Below are 19,636 nucleotides of genomic sequence, written 5' to 3'. Positions count from 1 at the left end.
AATCATGCTCTGGCCACTCTGCGGAAGGCAGGAAATCATATGCGAACCCTCCCTGACGCGTTCATCCCCGAACTGCCGGGCCACTACAGCGGCAAGGTCCGCGAGAACTACGACCTTGCGGATGCCCGGCGCATCATCATCGCCACCGACCGCCTCAGTGCCTTCGACACCATCCTGACTTCGATCCCGTACAAAGGAGAGATCCTGACGCAGACGGCGCGCTACTGGTTCGAGGAAACCGCCGACATCTGCCCGAACCATGTTCTCGAATACCCCGACCCGAACGTCGTCGTCGGCACGAGGCTCGACATCCTGCCGGTCGAGATCGTCGTGCGCGGCTATCTGGCGGGCACCACCAGCACCTCGATCCTGACGCGCTACAAGCGCGGTGACCGCGACATGTATGGCATCCACCTGCCGGACGGCCTGCGCGACAATGAAAAGCTGGCGGAGCCGATCATCACGCCGACCAGCAAGGCCGCGCATGGCGGCCATGACGAACCGCTGTCCAAAGCGGAGATCCTCGAGCAGGGTCTTCTCACGCAGGCGCAGTGGGATATCGTATCGGACTACGCCTTGCGGCTGTTCGCCCGCGGCCAGCAGCGCGCCGCGGAACGCGGCCTGATCCTGGCCGACACGAAGTACGAATTCGGCACCGACAAGGACGGGACCATCATTCTTGCCGATGAAATCCACACCCCGGACAGCAGCCGGTACTGGATCGCATCGAGCTACGGACAGGCGCTCGCCAGCGGCAGCCGGCCGGAGAGCTTCGACAAGGATTTCATCCGCTCGTGGGTCTCGGCGCGGTGCGATCCTTACAGCGACCCTATCCCTGAGATACCCGACGAGATCGTCGAACAGGCTTCGCGGGTCTATGCGCAGGCCTATGAGGCGATCACCGGCAAGGAATTTTCTCCAGACCTTTCCGGGGACAGCGTGCTCGATCGTATTCGCACGAACCTCAGGCGCTATTTCTGATCGACCTTCGCCGGGTGATGCGAACTGCCGTCTTCCACCCATCGCCATGCCAGAGCCCACCAACTCGGGTTAACGGAGCCTTGCCGGGTGTTGGCTGACGGTGCATCAAACGAAAAACCCGCCTGTGCGGCGGGTCACTGGCGCAAATCAGCACCATAGGCAAAAATGTACCATAGCTGCGGTCACTGAGTCAAGAAAAAATTCCTATCGTGAAAAGCTGCCGGCAAAAAAGCTGCCGACACCGCGACCCGGCAGTCGCAGGTCTTTTGTCAGTTCGGAGCCTGTGGCCATGTCGTGGCGCGTTGACCTTCGGGCGCCGTGACGATACGGGATCGAGGGCGGCCGGTCTCGAAGGAATTCTCCCATGGTGCACTACGCTGAAGGACGGCCGCTTGGCGATCTGACGCTGCGCACCCTGGCCATGCCTTCGGATGCCAATGCGGCCGGCGACATTTTCGGCGGCTGGGTGATGGCGCAGATGGACCTCGCCTGCGGCATCCGTGCCGCCGAGCGCGCCAAGGGCCGCGTGGTGACGGCTGCGGTGAAAGAGATGTCCTTCGCCAAGCCGATGAAGATCGGCGACACGCTGTGCATCTACACCCATGTCGAACGCGTCGGCCGCACCTCGATGACGCTCAAGGTCGAGGCCTGGGCGCAGCGCTACCTCTCCGACCTGATGGAAAAGGTCACCCATGCCGATTTCGTCATGGTGGCGCTGGATGGCGAGGGCAAGCCGAAAGCGGTTCCTGCCGAAGGCTGACGCAAGCCGTTTCTCCCACGCTTGGTCATTTGTAACAGTGCCCCTCCGGGAGACCCGTTTCGCGACATCCAACGGTTGCCTCCATGCCCGATCCTGCTGCAATCGGAGGAGAGACAATGCGTCAACATCTGCTGAACGGTTGGCTCGTGGCAGCCCTGGTCGCGACGACCTGCCTGCTCGGCGTGACCGCCTACGCGGAGGTGAAGGAAGATATCTCGCGCATTGCCTGCACGCATGAGGACAAGGCTCCCGGCGAGCGGGGCGCACGGTGTGATACCTGTGCCGCGGCGCGATGCGATGTCCGCATGTCAGGAGCCTGAGCGGCAGCCGTCAGCGGACGGCATGAGCGGCAATCCGCCAGCCAAAACGGCGCGTGCATTCGGGCAACCATCCGCGCAGCCGAGATAGAATTTCCGATCAGGCAAGCCGGATGTTGCGTGCGGGGCTGAATCCATTGCCGTGCAAGGGTTTCAGGCGTGCGTGCCGTCGAATTTTTCGCGCGCCGCCTTGACGCGCATGGTGTTCGCGCGCGCCCATTCGCTCAGTGCGCTGACGGGGATCAGCAGCTCGTGGCCGAGCTCGGTCAGCTCATAATCGACGCGCGGCGGAATGGTTGGAAACACGGTGCGGGTGACGAAGCCGTCACGCTCCAGGCCGCGCAAGGTGGTGGTCAGCATCTTCTGCGAGATGCCGCCGACGGCGGCGCGCAATTCATTGAAACGCATCGGTCCGTCGCCCAGCTTGCCGACGACCAGAACAGTCCATTTGTCGCCGACGCGCTGCAGGATTTCCGAGATGGCGCGGCAGTCCTCGGTGCGGTGTGGGTGCCTCGGTAACAAAAAAGTGCCTTCTTGTGCATCGCGTTTGCAGTATCTCATATAGCGCAGGTATCCAAATGATACCAGTACTTCGTGCAAGGAGAGCCCTTATGTCCAAACCCAAAATTGCCATCGTCGTCGGATCGACGCGCGCCGCTCGTTTCGCCGATGTGCCAACCCAGTGGATCGCCAAGATCGCCAAGTCGCACGCCGACATCGACGTCGAGATCGTCGACCTGCGCGACTTCCCGCTGCCGTTCTTCGACGAGGTCGCATCCTCCGCCTGGGCGCCGTCGCAGAACGAAGTGGCGCAGCGCTGGCAGAAGAAGGTCGCCGAATTCGACGGTTTCATCTTCACCGCCGCCGAATACAATCATGGCCCGACGGCCGTGCTGAAGAACGCCATCGACTACGCCGCCAATGAATGGAACAAGAAGCCGGCCGGCTTCGTCGGTTATGGCAGCGTCGGCGGCTCGCGTGCCGTCGAACAGCTTAGACTGTATGCCGTCGAATTGCAGATGGCGCCGGTCAAGTCGGCCGTCCATATCGCCTGGGGCGATTTCCTCGCCGTCCGCCAGGGCGAGAAGAAGCTGGAAGACCTCGAGCATCTGAACCAGGCCGCCACCGCGCTGGTCAACGATGTTGCGTGGTGGGCCAAGGTGCTCAAGGCGGCGCGTCAGGCCGACGCCATTGCCGAGGAAGTCAAGGCGGCCTGACCGCCAATTCGAATTATCCTCCCAAGGATCCGGGGGCGGCGTCTTGCGCCGCCCTTTTTCAATTATAGCGGCTCGAATTGAAAGCTGGCGCCGGATCGGACGACGCGGCCGACACCGGGCGAATCCAGATGCGCGCCGGCGACGAAACAATGATCGTCGGCTGCAAGCGCCAGCAACCGCAACCGGCTTTCGCGCGCCTGGTCCTGATCGGCGTCGAATTCCCATGTCAGCTCAGGTCGATCGAACTGAAGCGATGGGACGTGAACGGTGTCGCCCCAAATCAAAATGCGTTCGCCGCCGGCAGAAACACGAAAGCAGCTGTGTCCCGCTTCATGGCCATGAGCGCCGACAATGTCGACATGTGTCCCGATACGGTCTCCGGCTTCGAAGGGTTCCGCCATGCCGTGAAATCGTTCGAGCCGCGCTTCGGCGCGAAAAAAGCCGAGTTCTTCCCCGGGAACGAGCAAGCGCGCCAAGCGCGGGAAAGCGTCGCGGCCGTCGGCAAGCACAAGACCATGGATGTGGTCGAGATGCGTGTGGGTGAAGCAGACGGTACGGACTCGTCCTGCATCGATGCCAGCTTCGTCCAGCGCCTCGGGAAGTCGGCCCATGGAGGGATGCCAGGCGTTCGAGGCGCCGGTATCGATCAGGATGATCCCGTTTCCATCGTCAATCGCGAAGGCATTGACGGAAAGCCTGAGTTGACCACCAACCAACGCGACTTGTTGCGGCAATTCATCGCCAAATGGCTTGTCGCCGCGTTGCCGAAGCCGTCCGATCGGCATGTCGACATAGCCATCGCGCAGGGAGGTGATGCGCAAGTCACCAAGATCGTAGATCTGATAAAGGTCGCCTGAAGCTATGCGGCGCATTTTTCGATCCTTTCTGGGGACAATCGACAACCTGCGACGGGCAACCCGCGTCGCCCCGTCAATTCGATCTATGCCATTTGTGCAGGCGTCGCCTGCCTCGGCCGTATGATGCAGTCTGCGAGGCGGTTCGTCTCGTTCAACTCGTCGGCGTGGTGCTGGCCCCATTGGCAGAGCGCCAGCAGGATCGGCTCGAGGCTGAGGCCGAGGCGCGTCGCCGAATATTCGACGCGCGATGGCACTTCGGCGAAGATTTCACGGCTGACCAGGCCGTGCTCTTCCATTTCGCGCAGCTGCTGGATCAGCACTTTCTGGGTGATGCCCGGCATCAGCGTCTTGAGCGCCGACAGGCGCCGGGGACCATCGAAGAGATGGTAGAGGATAACCGCCTTCCAGCGACCGGCGATCACTTTCAGCGCCCGTTCCGCCGGCAGCATCGGCAGTCTTTTGATCGGCATTCTCTTGGGATCTGGCATGGTCACCTCCTGGTCAGCAGGGGACAAATGAGTGTGTAGTCGAGGCTCCGCAGATAGTGGCAAACCGCTGCTGATGCCAGTGCTATCGGAGTTTGCCATGAAAGCCATTCAACTCAGCCGCTTCGGCGGTCCCGAGGTGCTGGAGGTGGTCGATCTGCCGGCGCCGGTGCCGCAGGCCGGCGAGGTGCTGATCCGTGTCCATGCCGCCGGGATCAACTTCTTCGAAGTGCTGATGCGCGCGAACCGCTACGCGGCAACGCCGCAACTGCCGATGATCCCGGGCGCCGAGGCGGCGGGTGTCGTCGAGGCCGTCGGGCAAGGTGTGGATGCACAATTGCTGGGTCGCCGCGTGGCCGCGCCTTTGTTCATGTCGCAGCGTCCCCACAGGGGCTATGCGGAGCAGGTGACGATGTCAGCCGATCTCGTCGTGCCGCTGCCGGATGCGCTGCCGTTCGAGGCTGCCACGGCGCTGATGGTGCAGGGGCTGACGGCCCTTCATCTGCTTCGGCAAAGCCCGCCCGATGACAAGGCGGTGCTGGTGCCGGCCGCATCGGGCGGTGTGGGAACGCTGCTTGTCCAACTGGCCAGGCTGAAGGGCGCACGCCAGGTGATCGCAGCCGCCGGCGGCAAGGCAAAGCTGGATTTCGCCTTGTCGCTCGGCGCCGATGCCGCAGTCGACTATACCATGCCGGACTGGCCCGCTCGCGTCCGCGACCTCACCGGCGGGGAGGGCGCCAACATCATCTACGACACAGTCGGCGGTGCGCTGACCGCTGCCTTGCTTGAGGCCTTGGCGCCTGGCGGCGAACTGGTGTTTGCTGCGCTCGGGCGCTTTGGCCTCGCTGCCTCCGATCTGGAGCAGTTGATCGGCCGCAACCAGTCACTCAGGGGTTTCGCGCTGCTGCCGCTGCTGTCTGCCGATGTGCTGAAAGCCAGCCTGTCCGAACTGTTCCAAATGGCGGCAGGCGGCCAACTGCAGGTCACGATCGGCGGCAGATTCCGGCTCGACCAGGCCGGGGAAGCGCACCGGTTGCTGGATGAGCGCCGGTCGACCGGGAAGGTGGTACTGATACCCTGATATGGCGATAGCCGCGAACACGACGCCAATCGGGGTTGGACTGCTACATCGACGGGACTGCCATCTGGTCGCGCCCTGTGGCCTGATATATCCGGCTGCAATCCGTCACATGAGTGAAGCCGTGAAGACATCCAGCCTGACCGGCGCCGTTTCCCCGATGATCCCGGTGCTCGTTTGCGCGCTTGCGATCTTCCTGCTGTCCGGGATGGATGCGGCGATGAAGATCCTGGTCATCGCGGTCGGCGTCTACAACACCTTGCTGTGGCGCAGCATGGTCGCGACCGTGGTCGCGGGCGCGGCCTGGTTGGCGGGACCGCGCCTAACGCCAACCGTTCCGGTGCTGAGGCTGCATGCGCTGCGTGCCGCGATTGTCGGCATCGTCCTGATATCCTTCTTCTGGGGCTTGGCCAGGCTGCCGCTCGCGGAGGCGATCGGGCTCAGTTTCGTGGCGCCCTTGTTTGCCCTGTTTCTCGCCGCGCTGCTGCTGGGCGAACGGATCCGGCGCCAGGCTGTCTGGGCATCTTTGGCCGGCATTGCCGGTGTCGCCATCATCATGGCCGGCCAGTTCGGGAAGGCAGACTATTCGCAAGATGCCATGCTCGGCACGGCAGCGGTGCTCGTGTCGACGGTGTTCTACGGCTACAATCTGATCCTCGCCCGGCAACAGGCGCAGTTGGCCAAGCCCATCGAGATCATGCTGTTCCAGAACCTTTGCGTTGCCATCCTCCTCGGCCTCGCAGCACCCTGGCTTGCCGTCGCCCTACCGAGCAATCTTTGGCTTCCTTTGGCCGGGGTGACGGTGCTGTCGCTTGCCGGGCAGTTCCTGATGAGCTGGTCCTACGCCCGCGCCGAAGCGCAATATCTGATCCCGACGGAATACTCGGCCTTTATCTGGGCGGTCGCGCTCGGCTGGTTCTTCTTCGGCGAGGAGGCGACCTGGACCACCTTGACCGGAGCGTGCCTGATCGTCGCCGGCTGCCTGATCGCCGCGCGGGCCAATCCCAGGCTTGCCGAGCCCATCGAAGTGGCGGTTTGAGCGCCGACGTTCAGCGCCCGGCAGGTTCGCGAAATACCCCAGTCTCCACCTCGTGGATGAAGTGAGCGATGAGAGCCGCGCATTGGCGATGATGCGTTTCGAGAAGCATGTGTCCGCTCTCAAAGACATGGATTTCGACTGCGTCGAGTTCGCGGCTGTAGGCCATGATCTCGTCCAGCGCGAAGAAGGCGTCGTGCCGTCCCCACAGCACGAGGCATGCTGGCTGTTGGTCGCGGAGATAGGCCTGGATGGCCGGGAAGCGGGCGATGTGCGAGCCATAATCGGTGAAGAGTTCGAACTGAATGTCGGTGTTGCCGGGCCTCGCCAGACGCTCCGTATCGAGATACCAACCCTCGGGCGGAAACAACACCTTCAGACGCTCGGGGAGACCGCCGATATATTGGTTCCGGGTCCCCTCGAAATTCATCCAGTCCGGCAGTTTGGCGCGGTTTTCTTCAGTCGGTTCGGCGAAGAACGCCTTCGGCGCGTCCCATTCCGGTCCCAGCCCCTCGTCATGAGCGTTGCTGTCCTGCGCGATCAGGCCGAGGATGCGATCCGGCCGCCGTGTGGCGAGATGATAGCCGACGGGCGTGCCGAAGTCAGTGATGTAGAGGAAGAATCGCTGGAGGCCGAGGGCCTCGATGAAGGCTTCTATCGTGTTGGCCAGGTTCTCGAACGCGTAGTCATAAGCATCGATGGAAGGGGCGGACGAAAAGCCGAAACCGGGCAGATCCGGCGCCACCACATAGGCTGTCTCCGCCAGCGGTTCGATGACATTGCGATAGACGTGCGACGAAGTCGGATATCCGTGCAGCAGCAGGATTGCCGGTCTGCCGGGATCGCCGGCATGACGGTAGAAGATGTCGAGGCCGTCGACATTGATGGTTTCGTGGCGGGTCTTGTAACGATTGCTGCACATCCTCTCTCTCCCAGGGGTTCCGCGCCGATCTGGCGGTGTTATGGCTTTGAAACCACATATCCGTATGATAGTGGTTACATCATAACCGTATAATCCGGCTAATGAGGTTATGTTCCATGGGCGATGCACACACCGAATGGGTGCCGGATCACTTCATAGGCGGGCATCCCGCTTTGGACCTGTCGAACGCCGTGTTCGACAGGCAGGCGCCAGCAGCTGATAATGAACTGTTCAAGTCCGTCCGGGATGTAGCGAACTGGTTCAACGCCTCAGGGCTTGCCGACGATCGCCAGGCGCAGGCCGTTGCCGAGATAGCGGATGGGCGGTTCGTGGAACGGGTCCGCGAAGTGCGGGAGGCGTCATTTCAGGTTTTCGAGTCAATCGCCGCGGGCAAACCGTCCGCGGTCGAGCCGCTAGATCATTTCACCGTTTCACGGAAACGGCGAGCTGCTCTAACTCTTTGTTTTGACGCAATCCCGGACGGAAAACCGCTTCACACTTTTCCTGGAACTGCTCTAGGCGTGTTATTCTCGCGCACGGCAAGCTCGCTTGCCGCCGGCTCTATCGAGCTGGATCGCACCAGACCGAAGCTTGCCTTTGCCCGGTGGCGGGACCCGGACGCCGTCACCGCCTTGCTGGCCATGCTGTCGATCGAAGCGTTCTTCACCCTGCCGCGCGACAGGCTGCATTCCTGCCCTCGCTGTGGCTGGCTTTTCCTCGATACGTCGCGAGGCGGCAAGCGGCGCTGGTGCAGCATGCGCACCTGCGGTAACCGCGAGAAGGTCTCGCGCCACCGAGATCATGCCCATGCCTAGATCCGGGTTAGCGCACCACTTCGCCTTTGCTGTGGGCAGGCCGGATGCCGGCGCGTCACTCCGGAAGACCGGCCTTGCGAAAACCATCGACGAAATGCTCGAGCGTAGCGGCGTCGCGGAATGGCTCGGTCGTCGCCCAGTGATGGGTTGTGAAATGCGGGTTGCCGACGAGAAACAGCTCGGCCTCCGCGCGCGCCTCGTCCAGCCGGCCGAGTTGCGCCAGGCTTGCCGCCAGGAAACGGCGTGAGCTTGTGCGATAGGTCTCGTCACGGCGCAGGGTCTCGATAGCAGCTTGGTAGTCGCGCGCCGCATATTGCGCCTGGCCGAGCGTCAGATAGTACCAGCTCGCCGGAAACGGGTTCAGCCGGAACGCCTTGCGGATGTGCTCGAGGCCCTCTTCGACCCGGCCGGCCAGGACCGCGATATCGGACAATGCCGCCCAGGTGTCGGCCTCGTTCGGGTCGAGCTCGATCGCCTTGGCGAATTCCGCATCCGCTTCAGTGAAGCTGCGCTCATAGGCAAGCAGGTAGGCCAGGATCCAGCGACAGCCGGCATCGTTGGGATCGATCGCTACGGCCTTGCGCGCCAGCTCCAAGGCAACACTGCGGGCAGCTTCGGTTGGTCCGCCCCAATGCACCTGTCCCATCCAGTGGTTCATGGCAAGCCAGCGATAGGGCTCGGCGTATCCGGGATCGAGCGACACCGCGCGCGTCAGCATCAGATGCGCTTCCTGCGCCATCTGCGGCGAGTCGTCGATCAGCTTGCGCGCTCGCACGCAGAGATCGTAAGCCTCGAGATTGCTGGGCCGGTTGCGCGGCGGCAGCGTGCGCAGACGGCCAAGCAATGCCTCCACGATCTTGGCCGTCACCTCGTCCTGAACGGCAAAGATGTCGTCCAGGCCGCGATCGAAGCGTTCCGCCCACAGATGATCGCCGCTCACCGCGTCAACCAGCTGTGCGTTGATGCGCACGCGCCCCGCGGCGCGTCTTGCGCTGCCTTCCAGCAGGTAGCGCACGCCAAGGTCCCCGGCGATCTCGCGCACGTCCATCGCTTTTCCCTTGTAGGCAAAGGTCGAGTTGCGGGCGATGACGAACAGGCCGGAGATCCTGGACAGGTCGGTGATCAGGTCTTCAGTCAACCCGTCCACGAAGGAATCCTGCTCGGGATCGTTGCTGAAATTTACGAAGGGCAGCACGGCTATCGATGGTTTGTCGGGCAGCGGCAAGGGTTTTCGCTTGGCCTGGCCGAGCTGTTCGACGGCCCCCGTGAAACGGTAGCCGACGCGCGGAACGGTGGATATCCATTCGCCGTTCTCGCCGACAGGACCAAGCAGCTTGCGCAACTGCGCGATCTGGACGGTGAGGTTGCCTTCCTCCACGGCCGTGCCCGGCCATGCAGCGTCCATCAACTCGGCCTTTCCCAAGATTTCACCGGGCCGCCCGACGAGTGCTGCAAGCAGGCTCAGCCCGCGATAGCCAACGGCAACGGGGACGTCGTTCCGAAGCAGCGTTCCCGCACCCGGATCAAGCACGAACGGACCAAAGGCAAAACGCGATCCCATAGACGCATCTATAGAGCAATTCCAGGAAAAGTGTGAAGCGGTTTTCTGTTCGGAATTGCGTCAAAACAAAGGGTTAGAGTAGGTTACCGGTTCCGTGAACCGGTGAACTGCTCTAGCTCGTTTGGAAGTTTTGAGAACTATTTGGGAGGGCTTAATTACGGCGCCGTCCGTATCCTGCAGAATTCAACCTCATCGAGAGCCCTAGGCCCTCAAACCATATGGAGGTTGCCATGACCAATACACTTGCATCAGCCCAGCGTTGTGCAGCGCGACCGGGAACGCCCGTGCGGCCGGCATCGCGCCGGCTCCTGAAGACCCTGCGAAGCATCATAGCGAGCTGGCACGATCGGACCTGGCGCGAACGGATACGCTTTCGCTGGCAACTCAGGCAGATGTCGAAGGACAATCCGCATCTGATCGACGACATCGGCCTGACGATACAGCAGGTCGAGGGAGAGATCGCCAAGTCCTTCTGGGAACGATAGAGCGAGTGCCGCAATCGTGTCGGGCGTCAGCGCACCGCCTCGCGATGGGCGCCGGCCAGGCGGGTGGCGATCAGCTTGTCGATGCGGCGGCCGTCGAGATCGACCACCTCGAAGCGCCAGCCCTGCGCGTCGACGCATTCGCCGGTCGCCGGCAGATGGTGCATGTGCGACAGCACATAACCGGCGACGGTTTCGTAATCGCGATTTTCCGGCAGGTCGATGCCGAGAATGTCGGCCATCTCGTCGGCCTGCATGTAGCCGGCGAGCAGCCACGAGCCGTCCTCGCGCTTGACCGCGTTCTCCTCGTCGCCGGCGTCTGTGTCCGCGCGGAACACGCCGGTGATGGCTTCCAGAATGTCGGCCGGGGTGACGATGCCTTCGAAATGGCCGTATTCGTCATGCACCAGCGCCATCGGCACGTCGGATTCCTTCAGCTTCTGCAGCACATCCAGCGCGTCGGCCTGGTCGTAGACGATGGGGGCTGCGCGCACATGCCTGCGCGGGTCGAGCACGCGGCCGGCAAGCAACGCCGCCAGCACGTCACGCGTCTGGACGACGCCGATCATGACATCGACGCCGCCGTCACCTGCCGGCAGGCGCGAATGCTGGGTTTCCATGAGCAGCTTGCGGATGGCCGCCTCGTCGGATTGCAGATTGATCCAGTCGACCTCGGTGCGCGGCGTCATCACCGCGCGCACGGCGCGGTCGCCAAGCCGCATGACGCCGGCGATCATGCGCCGCTCGTCGGATTCGATGGTGCCGTGATGCTCGGCCTCGGCGACCAGCATCTTGATCTCCTCATCGGTGACCTTCTCCTCGCTTTCGCCGCGCTGGCCGAGCAGCCACAATATGGTGCGGCCGGAGAAGTCGAGCAGGAAGACCAGCGGCGCCGAGATGGTGGCGAGGATGGTCATTGCCGGAGCGACCCTGGCGGCGACCCGCTCTGGGTCGCGCAAGGCAATCTGCTTGGGCACCAGCTCGCCGACGATCAGCGAGAAATAGGTGATGATGGCGACGACGATGCCGACGCCGAGCGGATCGGCGACGGTCTCGCGGATGCCGGTCGAGGCCAGGAACTGCGCCAGCCGTTCGCCGAGCGTGGCGCCGGAAAAGGCGCCGGAGAGGACGCCGACCAGGGTGATGCCGATCTGCACCGAGGAGAGGAACTTGCCGGGATTCGAGCCAAGCTCGAGCGCGCGGCCGGCGCCATTGATGCCGCGGTCGATCATCGCTTTCAGCCGGGCCGGTCGCGACGAGACGATGGCAAGTTCGGACATCGACAGAAGGCCGTTCACACAGATGAGGACGACCACGATAGCGATTTCTACGTATAACATGAGCGGTCAATAGCATTGCGGCGCGGTCTTCGAAAATAGTCTGACGTGATTTTTGAGAAATGACCGGCATTTCGGTCACGCGGCATCCCAGGGCGGCGTCGAAAAATGTTCGACGAGGGCGTCGACGACAACCCGTACCTTTGGCGTGAGCGCGCGCGTTACCGGCCAGACGGCATGCACGACGATGTTCTCGACCAGGCAGTCCGACAGCACCATTTCGAGATCGCCGCTTTTGAGGCTGTCGGCGGCCAGCCATGTCGGCAGGAAGGCGATGCCGCAGCCGGCGAGCGCTGCATCCAGCATCGGTTCGCCATGGCCGAGAACGAGTCGCGCCTTGGGCATGAAGGTTGCGAGATGGCCGTCGGAATGCCTGATCACCCAGGGACGGACGATGCCCTCGCGACCGTAGCCAATGACGCTGTGATCGGCGAGATCCTCGACCGATTGCGGCCGGCCATGCCTGTCGAGATAGTCGGGAGCCGCGCATATGGCCGAGCGCTGGGCGTAGAGGCGCCTGGCCGCAAGCGACAGGCTGTCGTCGAGTTCGCCCATGCGGATCGCCAGGTCGATGCCCTCCTCGATCAGGTCGACGCGGCGGTCATTGAAGGAGACTTCCACCGTCAGGTCCGGAAATTCCCTCGAAATCTCGAACAGCACGGGGGCCACGCAGCGTCGGCCGAAGGCCAGCGGCACGTCGATCCGAAGCCGGCCAGACGGGACCTGCCGGCGCGAGGCAAGCAGCGACTGTGCGGCTTCGATCTCGGCAAGGGCCCGGACGCAAGCTTCATAATAGCTGACGCCTTCGCTGGTCGGACTGAGGCTGCGGGTGGTGCGGTTCAGCAAGCGAACGCCGAGTCTCTGCTCCAGCTGCGCGATCGATTTGCCGATCGCCGACTTCGTCACATGCAGCCGCTCGCCGGCGCTGGTGAAGCTGCCGGCCTCCACCGCCTGAACGAACGCGACGATGCCTTGCAGGTCGGCCGTTTCCATGGCGATTTCCTATTGTCGACTTTTAGTCCGCAACCAGTGTCAAATTATACCGCACGAAAGCACTATTTTCTATAGTCGAAAGGCATAAATGTCTCGCCTGGCATCAACGCACGGAGCGCGACGCGACATGAGCACCCCAATCAACAGATCCTGGCAGATGAGCGGTTTTGGCCTGTCGAGGCTAAGCCAGGTGGAAGGCAAGGTACCCGAGCCAGGGCCGCACGATTTGCTGGTGCGGACCAAGGCCGTGTCGCTCAACTACAAGGACAAGATGATCGTAGACGGCGTGCTGGTCCCCGATCTTGCCTTTCCCTTCGTGCCGACATCCGACGCGGTGGGTGAAGTGGTGGCCGTCGGCAGTGCGGTCAGCCGCTTTCAGGTCGGCCAGCGCGTGCTCGGCCAGGTGATCGCCGATTGGCCGGATGGCGACGCACCGCCAGTGCTGCATAAGCACACGCTGGGGTCGTCGCTGTCGGGCATGCTTTCCGATCATGTCATCTTCGGCGAGGACGCCGCGGTGCTGGCGCCGCCATCGCTCGGCGACATCGAGGCCGCGACATTGCCGATTGCGGCGCTGACGGCCTGGTTCGCCATGGCCGAAGCGACCAGACCGGTGCCGGGCCAGACCATTCTGATCCAGGGCACCGGCGGCGTGTCGCTGTTTGCGCTGCAGTTCGCCACCGCGTTCGGCCTGCGCGCCATCGTCACCTCAAGCAGCGACGAAAAGCTTGAGCGGGCAAGAAAGCTCGGCGCCTGGCAAGGGATCAACTACCGCACGCAACCGGCCTGGGACGAGGCCGCGCGTGAGCTGACGAATGGGCTGGGCGTCAACCACGTGCTGGAAATGGTCGGCGGCGACAATGCACGGCGATCGCTGAACGCGCTGGCCGCCGACGGCCGGCTGTCGATCATCGGCCTGCTGGGCGCGATGGAGCTCAGCTTCCCTATCGTGCCCTTCATGCGCAACCGCATCACCGTGCAGGGCCTGTCGGTCGGCCATCGCCGCGCCTTCGAACGTATGAATCAGGCGATCGAGGCGCTGGCGATCAAGCCGGTCATCGACAAGGTCTTTGGCTTCGACGAGGTGCCACAGGCCTTGCAGCATCTGGAGAAAGGGCCGTTCGGCAAGATCGTGATCACCACGAACTGACTTTTGCGGTGGGTCATGGCAGCTGCTTCAACATGCCGACAATCGCCTCGCCATCCGTGAAATAGGGATCGCCGCCGCCATTGCGGCCCGTACTGGTGGCGCCGACGCCCGATATGTCGCTGGTCGAGATCAGCGTGCCGGCGGTGGCCAGGTCGCGCATCAGGAAATCGCGCTCGGCGTCGATGTCGGGGCCGATATGGTGGGTGACGGCGCCGGTGTCGTGGCTGAGGCCGACGCCGCGATCGAAGCTGGCCGAGCCCAGCCACAGCGGCCGGCCATCGTCGCCGCTTGCCTCGGTCTGCCAGAAGCGCACATGATGCCGGCGGTCGGCGCTGAGGCCCTCCGGCTTTTCGAAGGCGAGATCCTGGGCGCGGCCATCGAACAGCAGCCTGCTGACCGGCGCATCGGGGTAGGGGTGGTCGAACAGCACGCTTTCACCGATCTCGATCGCGGTCTTCAGGGTCACGGCGTCGGCGGTGTCCCAGCCGGCGACGGCGAAGGCGTGGACTACTTCCTTTCGCGTACCGACAAGACCGACATTGATGGGATCGCCCGGAATGCCTTGCGGCGTGTGCGTCACCATCTCGAAGCTGTGCTTGCGAAAGCCGCGATCGTGAAACGTCCAGAATTCCGGTGCGGCGAAATAGGCGAGCGCCAGATAGGCGGCCAGCAAGGTCGCCACCCAGATTGCAACGCGTCGCCGAAAACTTCGCTGGCTCATGAACGCCGCCCGATCCGTGCGGTATCTGTTGCCCGACGGACCCTGGAAATCAATGGCCAGCAGCGCGCCGCCGCTCTATCGTGGGCCATCGTTTCTTCGCGGGGGCAGCAATGGAGCGGAAGCTGGCAGGCCGCAAGCCAATGGCGTTGACCGCCGAGCTTGTCGCGCAAGTTGAGCGTGTTGAGCCTGATCCCGGGCCAGAGCCCGGAACCAGCGAGCACACCGATGCGGAGTTCGATGGCCTGGTCGAAAAGCTGCTTTCGCAGCATCGTCCCGACACGCTTTGGGTCTTTGCCTACGGGTCGTTGATCTGGAACCCCGAATTCGCCCATGTCGAGCAGCGCCCGGCCACGGCGCCGGGATGGCACCGCTCGTTTTGCCTGAAGCTGACCCGCTCGCGCGGAACCCGTGATTTGCCGGCCCTCATGCTGGCGCTCGATCGAGGCGGCAGTTGCAACGGCATCGTCTATCGGCTGCCCGCGGAAGGCCATTTCGGACAACTCGGCCAGTTGATGCGCCGCGAGATCGATGCCAACCCGCCAACCAACGTGCCATGCTGGATCAAGGTCAAGACCAAGGACGGGCCGCTGCATGCCTTGGCCTTCGTCGCCGCGCCGGACGGCAGGGCCTATGCCGGCCGGTTGCCATTGGAGCAGGTTGCCGACACTCTGGCACGGGCTGCCGGTCATTGGGGCTCTTCGGCGCAGTATTTGTTCAGGACCGTGAGCAAGCTTGAAGAGAGCGGCATCCGCGACCGGAATCTCTGGCGCATCCAGGACTTGGTTGCACGGCAAATCGCCGCTTCAACCGGTGGCGCCGACTAGGCTGATCTCTTTCTAACGGCAGGCGCGATAACCGTTCTTGCGGTTCTTGATGTCGAAATGGAAATGGTTGCGGTGGTCGTAATTGTAGCCGGGGCCGAGCACGGTGGTGAAATACTGGCAGCCGTCGGCGCGTACATTGTTGAGGAAGCCCCGGGTGCGGAAGGCGAACAGGCCGGGCTTGCGCACGTCGATGTCGTCGCCATTGTTGAGTTCGATGCTCATGACGTCGAGCGCATTGCCCTTGCCGTGCTCGGACAGGACACCTTCGCCGGCAATCCTGCGGCAGGAATAGCTGGAGCCCTGGTGGATGGTCTTGACGCCGGAGAAATAACGCCAGCGGGCGGAGGGGACGAGCTCGTTCTTCGTCCAGCCGGCAAAGGTGGCGGCCATGTCGCAGGTCAGGGTCGCGGCGGGTTTCATCTGGATGTTGCCGATGGCCGAAACCTTGACCGGATAATCGATGCCGCACTGGCCTTCATGGATCGGCGCCAGGTCGGTGTAGGCGACATCGAGGCGCTTCAATTGCTGCCGGCAGTCGGTTTCGCTGGCCGGCATCTGCTCGACGGGCGACATCGGCTCGTCCATGCGCGGATAAGCGGCCTGCGTCATGTATGGATTGGAAGGAACAAGCTTCTGCATGCCGGCATATTGCGGCACGGCAGCCGTCTGCGCGCCGACGTCGACGGCCGGCTGCAGCGACAGCACACTGCCGGTGTTGCAGGCGGAAAGCGCCGCCAGCGCCAAGCCGGCGGTCAGCATTGCTGCATATTTTGACTGGCGCGCGGTGGCGAAAAACACGGCCCGAAATTTGCCGGCCATTGGCGGAATCCCGTTGATGGATATCCGGCATTTTAACGATCAAGGGTAAAGGAAAACTCAGCGCCGGCGTTCATGCCTGCGGCCGAATTGCGGCACGCGGCTGGATCAGCCATGTTCACTGGCAAAACGTGCCGCCATGCCGGCGCGGTTCGAGATCGAGATGGAAATGCAGGGAATGATCCGGATCGGCGCCCGGACCGAGCACCGTCTTGAAGGGTCCACAGGCCGCCTTGCGCACGGCATTGAGGAATTTAGCGTCTTTCTCCGGCGGCGCCGGGCCGACCTCGATCTTCTTGCCGTCCGACAGCGTGAAGCTGGCGATGTCGAGTGCGTTGCCGAACGCGTGTTCTGACAGTTTTCGTGTGCCGTTGCGTGGCCGGCAGACAAAGGCCGACGCCTGGCCGATCGATTTCAGGTCCGCACCGAATTCGGCTTTCGCAGCCGGCTGGATGACATCGGCGGCAAAACGCGCCGTTGCCTCGGCCATCTTGCAGTTGAGCTCGGCGCCGGGGCCGATGGCTACGGACTTTCCAAGGGTCTTCAGCACGATGGGGTAGGGGATCGAACAGCCGATTTCAGGCTGGCTTTCCGCCTTGTGTTCTTCGAATTCGACGCCGAGCGTCTTCAGCCGTTCGCGGCATGCGACTTCCCCGGCTGGCATTTTTTCATCGGGCAAGTCGGCCGAGCGCGGGTCTGGCAGCATCTTCTCGTCGTCTGCATCGGCCGGCTTGTGCGGCGGCTGCGGGCCAATGTTGGGCGGCTGAGCCTCGGGCTCCGCGATGTCGGGTTTTGGTGTCGGCGTTGGCGCGACCGCGGGCGGCTCCGGTTCGCTTTCCGTATCGGTTGAGGGTTCGGGAGCCGGCGGCTCGGGAAGTGCCTGCTTTTCCTGGCGGGATTTTTCTTCATTGGAACGGTCGGGCGCGCCGGCTGTGTTCGCAGCGTCCGCCGGGCGTGGTTCCGGCACCGGAATGGCGGGTCCGGATCCCGAAATGCCGGGTCTGGGCATCGGAACATTGGCAGGCAAGGGCAGCGGCGGCAGCGCTTTCTGCTGTGCCTGCTTCGGCGTCACCGACCGGTGTCTTCGTGGTTTCAGGCGCTTTCCGCCTCGCGGTTTAAGGGGCTGTTCGGCTCTTGGTGTCAACGGCTGCTCTATCCTCGGTGTCAACGGCTCGTGATGCCGATGGCGATGTCTCGCCTCGGCCGGCATCACCAGCAAGACCGTGACGGTCATGACGAACGCGATCCTGCATATTCGGGAAAAGACAATCGACCCCATCGCCGTCAACGGCGCCGACGCGAGGAAAGTTGCCTTGGCCCCATCACGAACGGTAACCGCGTCGTTACGCACCGATCGCTTCCAGCCCTTCCTCCAGCCAGTCGGCGAGCAGCGGCATGCCGAGCAGGTATTTCGCGGTGCGCTTGTTGGCGCGTTCGCGCGCTGCCGCCAGCGCGTCCGCCCATTCTGTGGCGTCGTAGTCGCCGCGACCGACCCAGGCCAGCGCGATCAGCTCGGCTGCTTCATCGACATTGAGGTCGTTTATCAGCTCGCGCAGCTCTTCCTCGGTCAGATTCTCCGAGCTTTCCTCGGCAAGGCCGTCATGGTGATGGTTGACATGGGACTCGCCGTCGAGCTCGACCTCGTGCTCGGCGCCATCGGCATAGTCTTCATTGACGGCCGCACTCAGCGCCTTGGCCTTGAGGATGAACAAGCGCACCGTGTCGGGGCCGATCGAAAGCTCCCAGTCCTTTTCAAGCCGCCGCTGCAAGGGCCGTCTCCCTCAGGTCGTTTGCCGGATGATAGCGGATTCGCAGCATCCGTCACCTGATGTTCTCCCGCACGTAATTTTCCGGGATGAAACGCAAGCCGACCGGCGTTAGTGTTGCATTCTCACCCCTCCAGGAGGTTTCGATGCATAAAAGAGTGCTGATCCAGGCGGCGACTGCCCTTGTCGCGCTGCAGTTCCTTGCCGTTCCGGTGTTCGCCGCCGGCGGCGACAGTGGCGGCAGCGATCAGACCGTCACCCAATGCAAGAAGGGCGAAGTCTGGGACAAGAAGAAGAAAAAGTGCGTCGCACCCCAGGAGGGCATGCTCGACGACGACAGCATCTATGATGCTGGCCATGCGTTGGCGATGGCCGGGCGCTATGACGAGGCGATCGCCGTGCTCAGCCTTGCCGCCAACAAGCAGGATCCGCGCATCCTCAACTATCTCGGCTATTCGCACCGCCATTCCGGCCGCGTCACCGTCGGCCTCGGCTATTACGAGGAAGCGCTGCGCATCGATCCGAACTATACGCTGGTGCGCGAATATCTCGGCGAAGCGCATCTGCAGATCGGCGATCTGGCCGGGGCCCAGCAACAGCTGATGGAAATCGAGAAGCGGACCGGCAAGGGTTCGCGCGAATACGGCATGCTGGCCGAGCAGATCGACCATTTTACGCGAAGCTGAAAGGTTCCAGGGCTCTTTTAAGCGGCCGCGAGCGATCGCGGCCGCTTTTTTGTTGCCCCAGTCTCATTCACCGCCCCCGGCTGATGAATGCGGGGATGATTTTTACAAAACCGATTTTTGGGCGTGAAAAACCCGCGAAGATTGCTATATTCAGGGAAATTGCGGTGAAACGGTTCCGTTAGCCCGAGGCTGCCGGACCCGTTTTCTTTTTGTACCATCGACAAGGCTTTCCCCGAAACGCGGGGGTGGCAGCAGGAAAGGTCAGGCATCATGAACAAGGTCCCGATGACAGGCGAGGGGTTCGCGTCATTGAAGGAAGAACTGCGCTGGCGCCAGCAGGAAGAGCGGCCGCGCATCATCGAGGCGATCTCCGAAGCGCGCTCGCATGGCGACCTGTCCGAAAATGCCGAATATCATGCCGCCAAAGAGGCGCAGAGCCTCAACGAGGGCCGCGTCAACGAGCTTGAAGATTATATCGCGCGGGCCGAGGTGATCGACGTCAGCAAGCTCAGCGGCGACAAGATCAAGTTCGGCGCCACCGTGGTGCTGGTCGACGAGGACACCGAGGAAAAGAAGACCTACCGGATCGTCGGCGACCAGGAGGCGGACGTGAAGTCCGGCCGCATCTCGATCTCCTCGCCGATCGCGCGTGCGCTCATCGGCAAGGAAGTCGGCGACGCCATCGAAGTCAATGCGCCTGGCGGAGCCAGGGGGTATGAGATCGTCCAGGTGCAGTTCATCTAGGGAATTCGAGGGGGGCGCGGCTGCGACTTTTAAGCTGAGGTTTGCGCCGCCCCTCATTGCCCTGCCGGGCATTTCTCCCCGTATAGTG

23 protein-coding genes are annotated in these 19,636 nt (G+C 62.9%); 12 read left to right on the top strand and 11 right to left on the bottom strand.

Annotated elements, in window-relative coordinates; all coding sequences use genetic code 11:
• The first annotated feature begins 39 nt into the window (after positions 1 to 39).
• The 3 genes from NKH52_RS11510 (at position 40) to NKH52_RS11500 (ending at position 2,061) form a co-directional block, all read left to right on the top strand.
• Positions 40 to 981 carry a phosphoribosylaminoimidazolesuccinocarboxamide synthase gene (locus tag NKH52_RS11510; protein ID WP_352729953.1) on the top strand — a complete coding sequence of 314 codons (942 nt, stop codon included), beginning with the start codon at positions 40 to 42 and terminating at the stop codon, positions 979 to 981.
• A 364-nt stretch (positions 982 to 1,345) separates the two neighbouring features.
• Positions 1,346 to 1,741, top strand: a complete 396-nt coding sequence (locus NKH52_RS11505; RefSeq protein WP_013530049.1) for an acyl-CoA thioesterase — start codon at positions 1,346 to 1,348, stop codon at positions 1,739 to 1,741.
• Positions 1,742 to 1,857: 116 nt separating this feature from the next.
• A complete protein-coding gene (locus NKH52_RS11500; RefSeq protein WP_352555037.1) occupies positions 1,858 to 2,061 on the top strand; it encodes a hypothetical protein in 204 nt (67 codons plus the stop codon).
• A gap of 150 nt (positions 2,062 to 2,211) precedes the next feature.
• Here NKH52_RS11500 and NKH52_RS11495 read toward each other — a convergent pair whose 3' ends face one another.
• The gene (locus tag NKH52_RS11495; RefSeq protein WP_164780174.1) at positions 2,212 to 2,580 is read right to left on the bottom strand and encodes a winged helix-turn-helix transcriptional regulator; all 369 of its coding nucleotides are present in this window, start codon (positions 2,578 to 2,580) and stop codon (positions 2,212 to 2,214) included.
• Between the two features lie 89 nt (positions 2,581 to 2,669).
• Here NKH52_RS11495 and NKH52_RS11490 point away from each other — a divergent pair, with 89 nt between their 5' ends.
• Positions 2,670 to 3,275: an NADPH-dependent FMN reductase gene (locus tag NKH52_RS11490; RefSeq protein ID WP_352729951.1), complete on the top strand. Its 606-nt coding sequence runs from the start codon at positions 2,670 to 2,672 to the stop codon at positions 3,273 to 3,275.
• Positions 3,276 to 3,337: 62 nt separating this feature from the next.
• On the opposite strand, the gene NKH52_RS11485 is transcribed toward NKH52_RS11490, so the two are convergent.
• Both NKH52_RS11485 and NKH52_RS11480 read right to left on the bottom strand, forming a co-directional pair.
• Positions 3,338 to 4,060, bottom strand: coding sequence for an MBL fold metallo-hydrolase (locus NKH52_RS11485; protein WP_352730155.1), 723 nt, complete (start codon positions 4,058 to 4,060; stop codon positions 3,338 to 3,340).
• Between the two features lie 155 nt (positions 4,061 to 4,215).
• Positions 4,216 to 4,620, bottom strand: coding sequence for a winged helix-turn-helix transcriptional regulator (locus NKH52_RS11480; protein WP_352729949.1), 405 nt, complete (start codon positions 4,618 to 4,620; stop codon positions 4,216 to 4,218).
• Positions 4,621 to 4,717: 97 nt separating this feature from the next.
• Between NKH52_RS11480 and NKH52_RS11475 the strand changes: the two genes are divergently transcribed.
• Entirely contained in the window at positions 4,718 to 5,698 is a 981-nt protein-coding gene (locus NKH52_RS11475) for a quinone oxidoreductase family protein (protein ID WP_352729947.1), read from the top strand.
• A gap of 109 nt (positions 5,699 to 5,807) precedes the next feature.
• Positions 5,808 to 6,734, top strand: coding sequence for a DMT family transporter (locus tag NKH52_RS11470; protein ID WP_023809759.1), 927 nt, complete (start codon positions 5,808 to 5,810; stop codon positions 6,732 to 6,734).
• 10 nt (positions 6,735 to 6,744) lie between these two features.
• Here NKH52_RS11470 and NKH52_RS11465 read toward each other — a convergent pair whose 3' ends face one another.
• Complete coding sequence (locus tag NKH52_RS11465; RefSeq protein ID WP_352729945.1) at positions 6,745 to 7,653, bottom strand: alpha/beta fold hydrolase; 909 nt, start codon at positions 7,651 to 7,653, stop codon at positions 6,745 to 6,747.
• Positions 7,654 to 7,769: 116 nt separating this feature from the next.
• Here NKH52_RS11465 and NKH52_RS11460 point away from each other — a divergent pair, with 116 nt between their 5' ends.
• The gene (locus NKH52_RS11460) at positions 7,770 to 8,468 is read left to right on the top strand and encodes a CGNR zinc finger domain-containing protein (RefSeq protein ID WP_352729944.1); all 699 of its coding nucleotides are present in this window, start codon (positions 7,770 to 7,772) and stop codon (positions 8,466 to 8,468) included.
• 55 nt (positions 8,469 to 8,523) lie between these two features.
• Here NKH52_RS11460 and NKH52_RS11455 read toward each other — a convergent pair whose 3' ends face one another.
• The gene (locus NKH52_RS11455; RefSeq protein WP_352629990.1) at positions 8,524 to 10,029 is read right to left on the bottom strand and encodes a winged helix-turn-helix domain-containing tetratricopeptide repeat protein; all 1,506 of its coding nucleotides are present in this window, start codon (positions 10,027 to 10,029) and stop codon (positions 8,524 to 8,526) included.
• A 230-nt stretch (positions 10,030 to 10,259) separates the two neighbouring features.
• On the opposite strand from NKH52_RS11455, the gene NKH52_RS11450 reads away from it, so the two are divergent.
• Entirely contained in the window at positions 10,260 to 10,514 is a 255-nt protein-coding gene (locus NKH52_RS11450) for a DUF1127 domain-containing protein (protein WP_352729942.1), read from the top strand.
• Between the two features lie 26 nt (positions 10,515 to 10,540).
• Here NKH52_RS11450 and NKH52_RS11445 read toward each other — a convergent pair whose 3' ends face one another.
• Positions 10,541 to 11,851, bottom strand: a complete 1,311-nt coding sequence (locus tag NKH52_RS11445) for a hemolysin family protein (protein WP_352729940.1) — start codon at positions 11,849 to 11,851, stop codon at positions 10,541 to 10,543.
• Positions 11,852 to 11,926: 75 nt separating this feature from the next.
• Positions 11,927 to 12,841, bottom strand: coding sequence for a LysR family transcriptional regulator (locus NKH52_RS11440; RefSeq protein ID WP_023809750.1), 915 nt, complete (start codon positions 12,839 to 12,841; stop codon positions 11,927 to 11,929).
• A 127-nt stretch (positions 12,842 to 12,968) separates the two neighbouring features.
• On the opposite strand from NKH52_RS11440, the gene NKH52_RS11435 reads away from it, so the two are divergent.
• Complete coding sequence (locus NKH52_RS11435; RefSeq protein ID WP_023809749.1) at positions 12,969 to 13,991, top strand: zinc-dependent alcohol dehydrogenase family protein; 1,023 nt, start codon at positions 12,969 to 12,971, stop codon at positions 13,989 to 13,991.
• Between the two features lie 13 nt (positions 13,992 to 14,004).
• Here the strand turns inward: NKH52_RS11435 and NKH52_RS11430 are convergent, their stop codons facing one another.
• Positions 14,005 to 14,712, bottom strand: coding sequence for an LssY C-terminal domain-containing protein (locus NKH52_RS11430; protein WP_352729938.1), 708 nt, complete (start codon positions 14,710 to 14,712; stop codon positions 14,005 to 14,007).
• Between the two features lie 110 nt (positions 14,713 to 14,822).
• On the opposite strand from NKH52_RS11430, the gene NKH52_RS11425 reads away from it, so the two are divergent.
• On the top strand, positions 14,823 to 15,536 hold the full coding sequence (locus tag NKH52_RS11425) for a gamma-glutamylcyclotransferase (RefSeq protein ID WP_352729936.1): 714 nt from the start codon (positions 14,823 to 14,825) through the stop codon (positions 15,534 to 15,536).
• A gap of 12 nt (positions 15,537 to 15,548) precedes the next feature.
• Here the strand turns inward: NKH52_RS11425 and NKH52_RS11420 are convergent, their stop codons facing one another.
• The 3 genes from NKH52_RS11420 to NKH52_RS11410 all read right to left on the bottom strand — a co-directional run bounded on the left by NKH52_RS11420 (position 15,549) and on the right by NKH52_RS11410 (position 18,121).
• Complete coding sequence (locus tag NKH52_RS11420; RefSeq protein ID WP_013530062.1) at positions 15,549 to 16,355, bottom strand: extensin-like domain-containing protein; 807 nt, start codon at positions 16,353 to 16,355, stop codon at positions 15,549 to 15,551.
• Between the two features lie 115 nt (positions 16,356 to 16,470).
• Complete coding sequence (locus tag NKH52_RS11415; RefSeq protein WP_352730154.1) at positions 16,471 to 17,508, bottom strand: extensin-like domain-containing protein; 1,038 nt, start codon at positions 17,506 to 17,508, stop codon at positions 16,471 to 16,473.
• Between the two features lie 187 nt (positions 17,509 to 17,695).
• Positions 17,696 to 18,121, bottom strand: a complete 426-nt coding sequence (locus NKH52_RS11410) for a DUF3775 domain-containing protein (protein WP_013530064.1) — start codon at positions 18,119 to 18,121, stop codon at positions 17,696 to 17,698.
• A gap of 143 nt (positions 18,122 to 18,264) precedes the next feature.
• Here NKH52_RS11410 and NKH52_RS11405 point away from each other — a divergent pair, with 143 nt between their 5' ends.
• Entirely contained in the window at positions 18,265 to 18,804 is a 540-nt protein-coding gene (locus NKH52_RS11405) for a tetratricopeptide repeat protein (protein ID WP_352729933.1), read from the top strand.
• 270 nt (positions 18,805 to 19,074) lie between these two features.
• Entirely contained in the window at positions 19,075 to 19,548 is a 474-nt protein-coding gene (gene greA, locus NKH52_RS11400) for a transcription elongation factor GreA (protein ID WP_013530066.1), read from the top strand.
• The last annotated feature ends 88 nt before the right edge of the window (positions 19,549 to 19,636 follow it).

The organism is Mesorhizobium sp. M1066, assembly GCF_040318635.1.
Lineage (GTDB): Bacteria > Pseudomonadota > Alphaproteobacteria > Rhizobiales > Rhizobiaceae > Mesorhizobium.
Note: the sequence above shows the minus strand (reverse complement) of the source record. Positions and strands in the feature narration are given on the sequence as shown.

What these genes read in the sequence shown, in the direction of transcription:
- NKH52_RS11510 (WP_352729953.1), top strand. Translation starts at nt 40, where the DNA reads ATGCGAACCCTCCCTGACGCGTTCATCCCCGAACTGCCGGGCCACTAC.
- NKH52_RS11505 (WP_013530049.1), top strand. Translation starts at nt 1,346, where the DNA reads ATGGTGCACTACGCTGAAGGACGGCCGCTTGGCGATCTGACGCTGCGC.
- NKH52_RS11500 (WP_352555037.1), top strand. Translation starts at nt 1,858, where the DNA reads ATGCGTCAACATCTGCTGAACGGTTGGCTCGTGGCAGCCCTGGTCGCG.
- NKH52_RS11490 (WP_352729951.1), top strand. Translation starts at nt 2,670, where the DNA reads ATGTCCAAACCCAAAATTGCCATCGTCGTCGGATCGACGCGCGCCGCT.
- NKH52_RS11485 (WP_352730155.1), bottom strand. Translation starts at nt 4,060, where the DNA reads ATGCCGATCGGACGGCTTCGGCAACGCGGCGACAAGCCATTTGGCGAT.
- NKH52_RS11480 (WP_352729949.1), bottom strand. Translation starts at nt 4,620, where the DNA reads ATGCCAGATCCCAAGAGAATGCCGATCAAAAGACTGCCGATGCTGCCG.
- NKH52_RS11475 (WP_352729947.1), top strand. Translation starts at nt 4,718, where the DNA reads ATGAAAGCCATTCAACTCAGCCGCTTCGGCGGTCCCGAGGTGCTGGAG.
- NKH52_RS11470 (WP_023809759.1), top strand. Translation starts at nt 5,808, where the DNA reads ATGAGTGAAGCCGTGAAGACATCCAGCCTGACCGGCGCCGTTTCCCCG.
- NKH52_RS11465 (WP_352729945.1), bottom strand. Translation starts at nt 7,653, where the DNA reads ATGTGCAGCAATCGTTACAAGACCCGCCACGAAACCATCAATGTCGAC.
- NKH52_RS11460 (WP_352729944.1), top strand. Translation starts at nt 7,770, where the DNA reads ATGGGCGATGCACACACCGAATGGGTGCCGGATCACTTCATAGGCGGG.
- NKH52_RS11455 (WP_352629990.1), bottom strand. Translation starts at nt 10,029, where the DNA reads ATGGGATCGCGTTTTGCCTTTGGTCCGTTCGTGCTTGATCCGGGTGCG.
- NKH52_RS11450 (WP_352729942.1), top strand. Translation starts at nt 10,260, where the DNA reads ATGACCAATACACTTGCATCAGCCCAGCGTTGTGCAGCGCGACCGGGA.
- NKH52_RS11445 (WP_352729940.1), bottom strand. Translation starts at nt 11,851, where the DNA reads ATGTTATACGTAGAAATCGCTATCGTGGTCGTCCTCATCTGTGTGAAC.
- NKH52_RS11440 (WP_023809750.1), bottom strand. Translation starts at nt 12,841, where the DNA reads ATGGAAACGGCCGACCTGCAAGGCATCGTCGCGTTCGTTCAGGCGGTG.
- NKH52_RS11435 (WP_023809749.1), top strand. Translation starts at nt 12,969, where the DNA reads ATGAGCACCCCAATCAACAGATCCTGGCAGATGAGCGGTTTTGGCCTG.
- NKH52_RS11430 (WP_352729938.1), bottom strand. Translation starts at nt 14,712, where the DNA reads ATGAGCCAGCGAAGTTTTCGGCGACGCGTTGCAATCTGGGTGGCGACC.
- NKH52_RS11425 (WP_352729936.1), top strand. Translation starts at nt 14,823, where the DNA reads ATGGAGCGGAAGCTGGCAGGCCGCAAGCCAATGGCGTTGACCGCCGAG.
- NKH52_RS11420 (WP_013530062.1), bottom strand. Translation starts at nt 16,355, where the DNA reads ATGGCCGGCAAATTTCGGGCCGTGTTTTTCGCCACCGCGCGCCAGTCA.
- NKH52_RS11405 (WP_352729933.1), top strand. Translation starts at nt 18,265, where the DNA reads ATGCATAAAAGAGTGCTGATCCAGGCGGCGACTGCCCTTGTCGCGCTG.
- greA (WP_013530066.1), top strand. Translation starts at nt 19,075, where the DNA reads ATGAACAAGGTCCCGATGACAGGCGAGGGGTTCGCGTCATTGAAGGAA.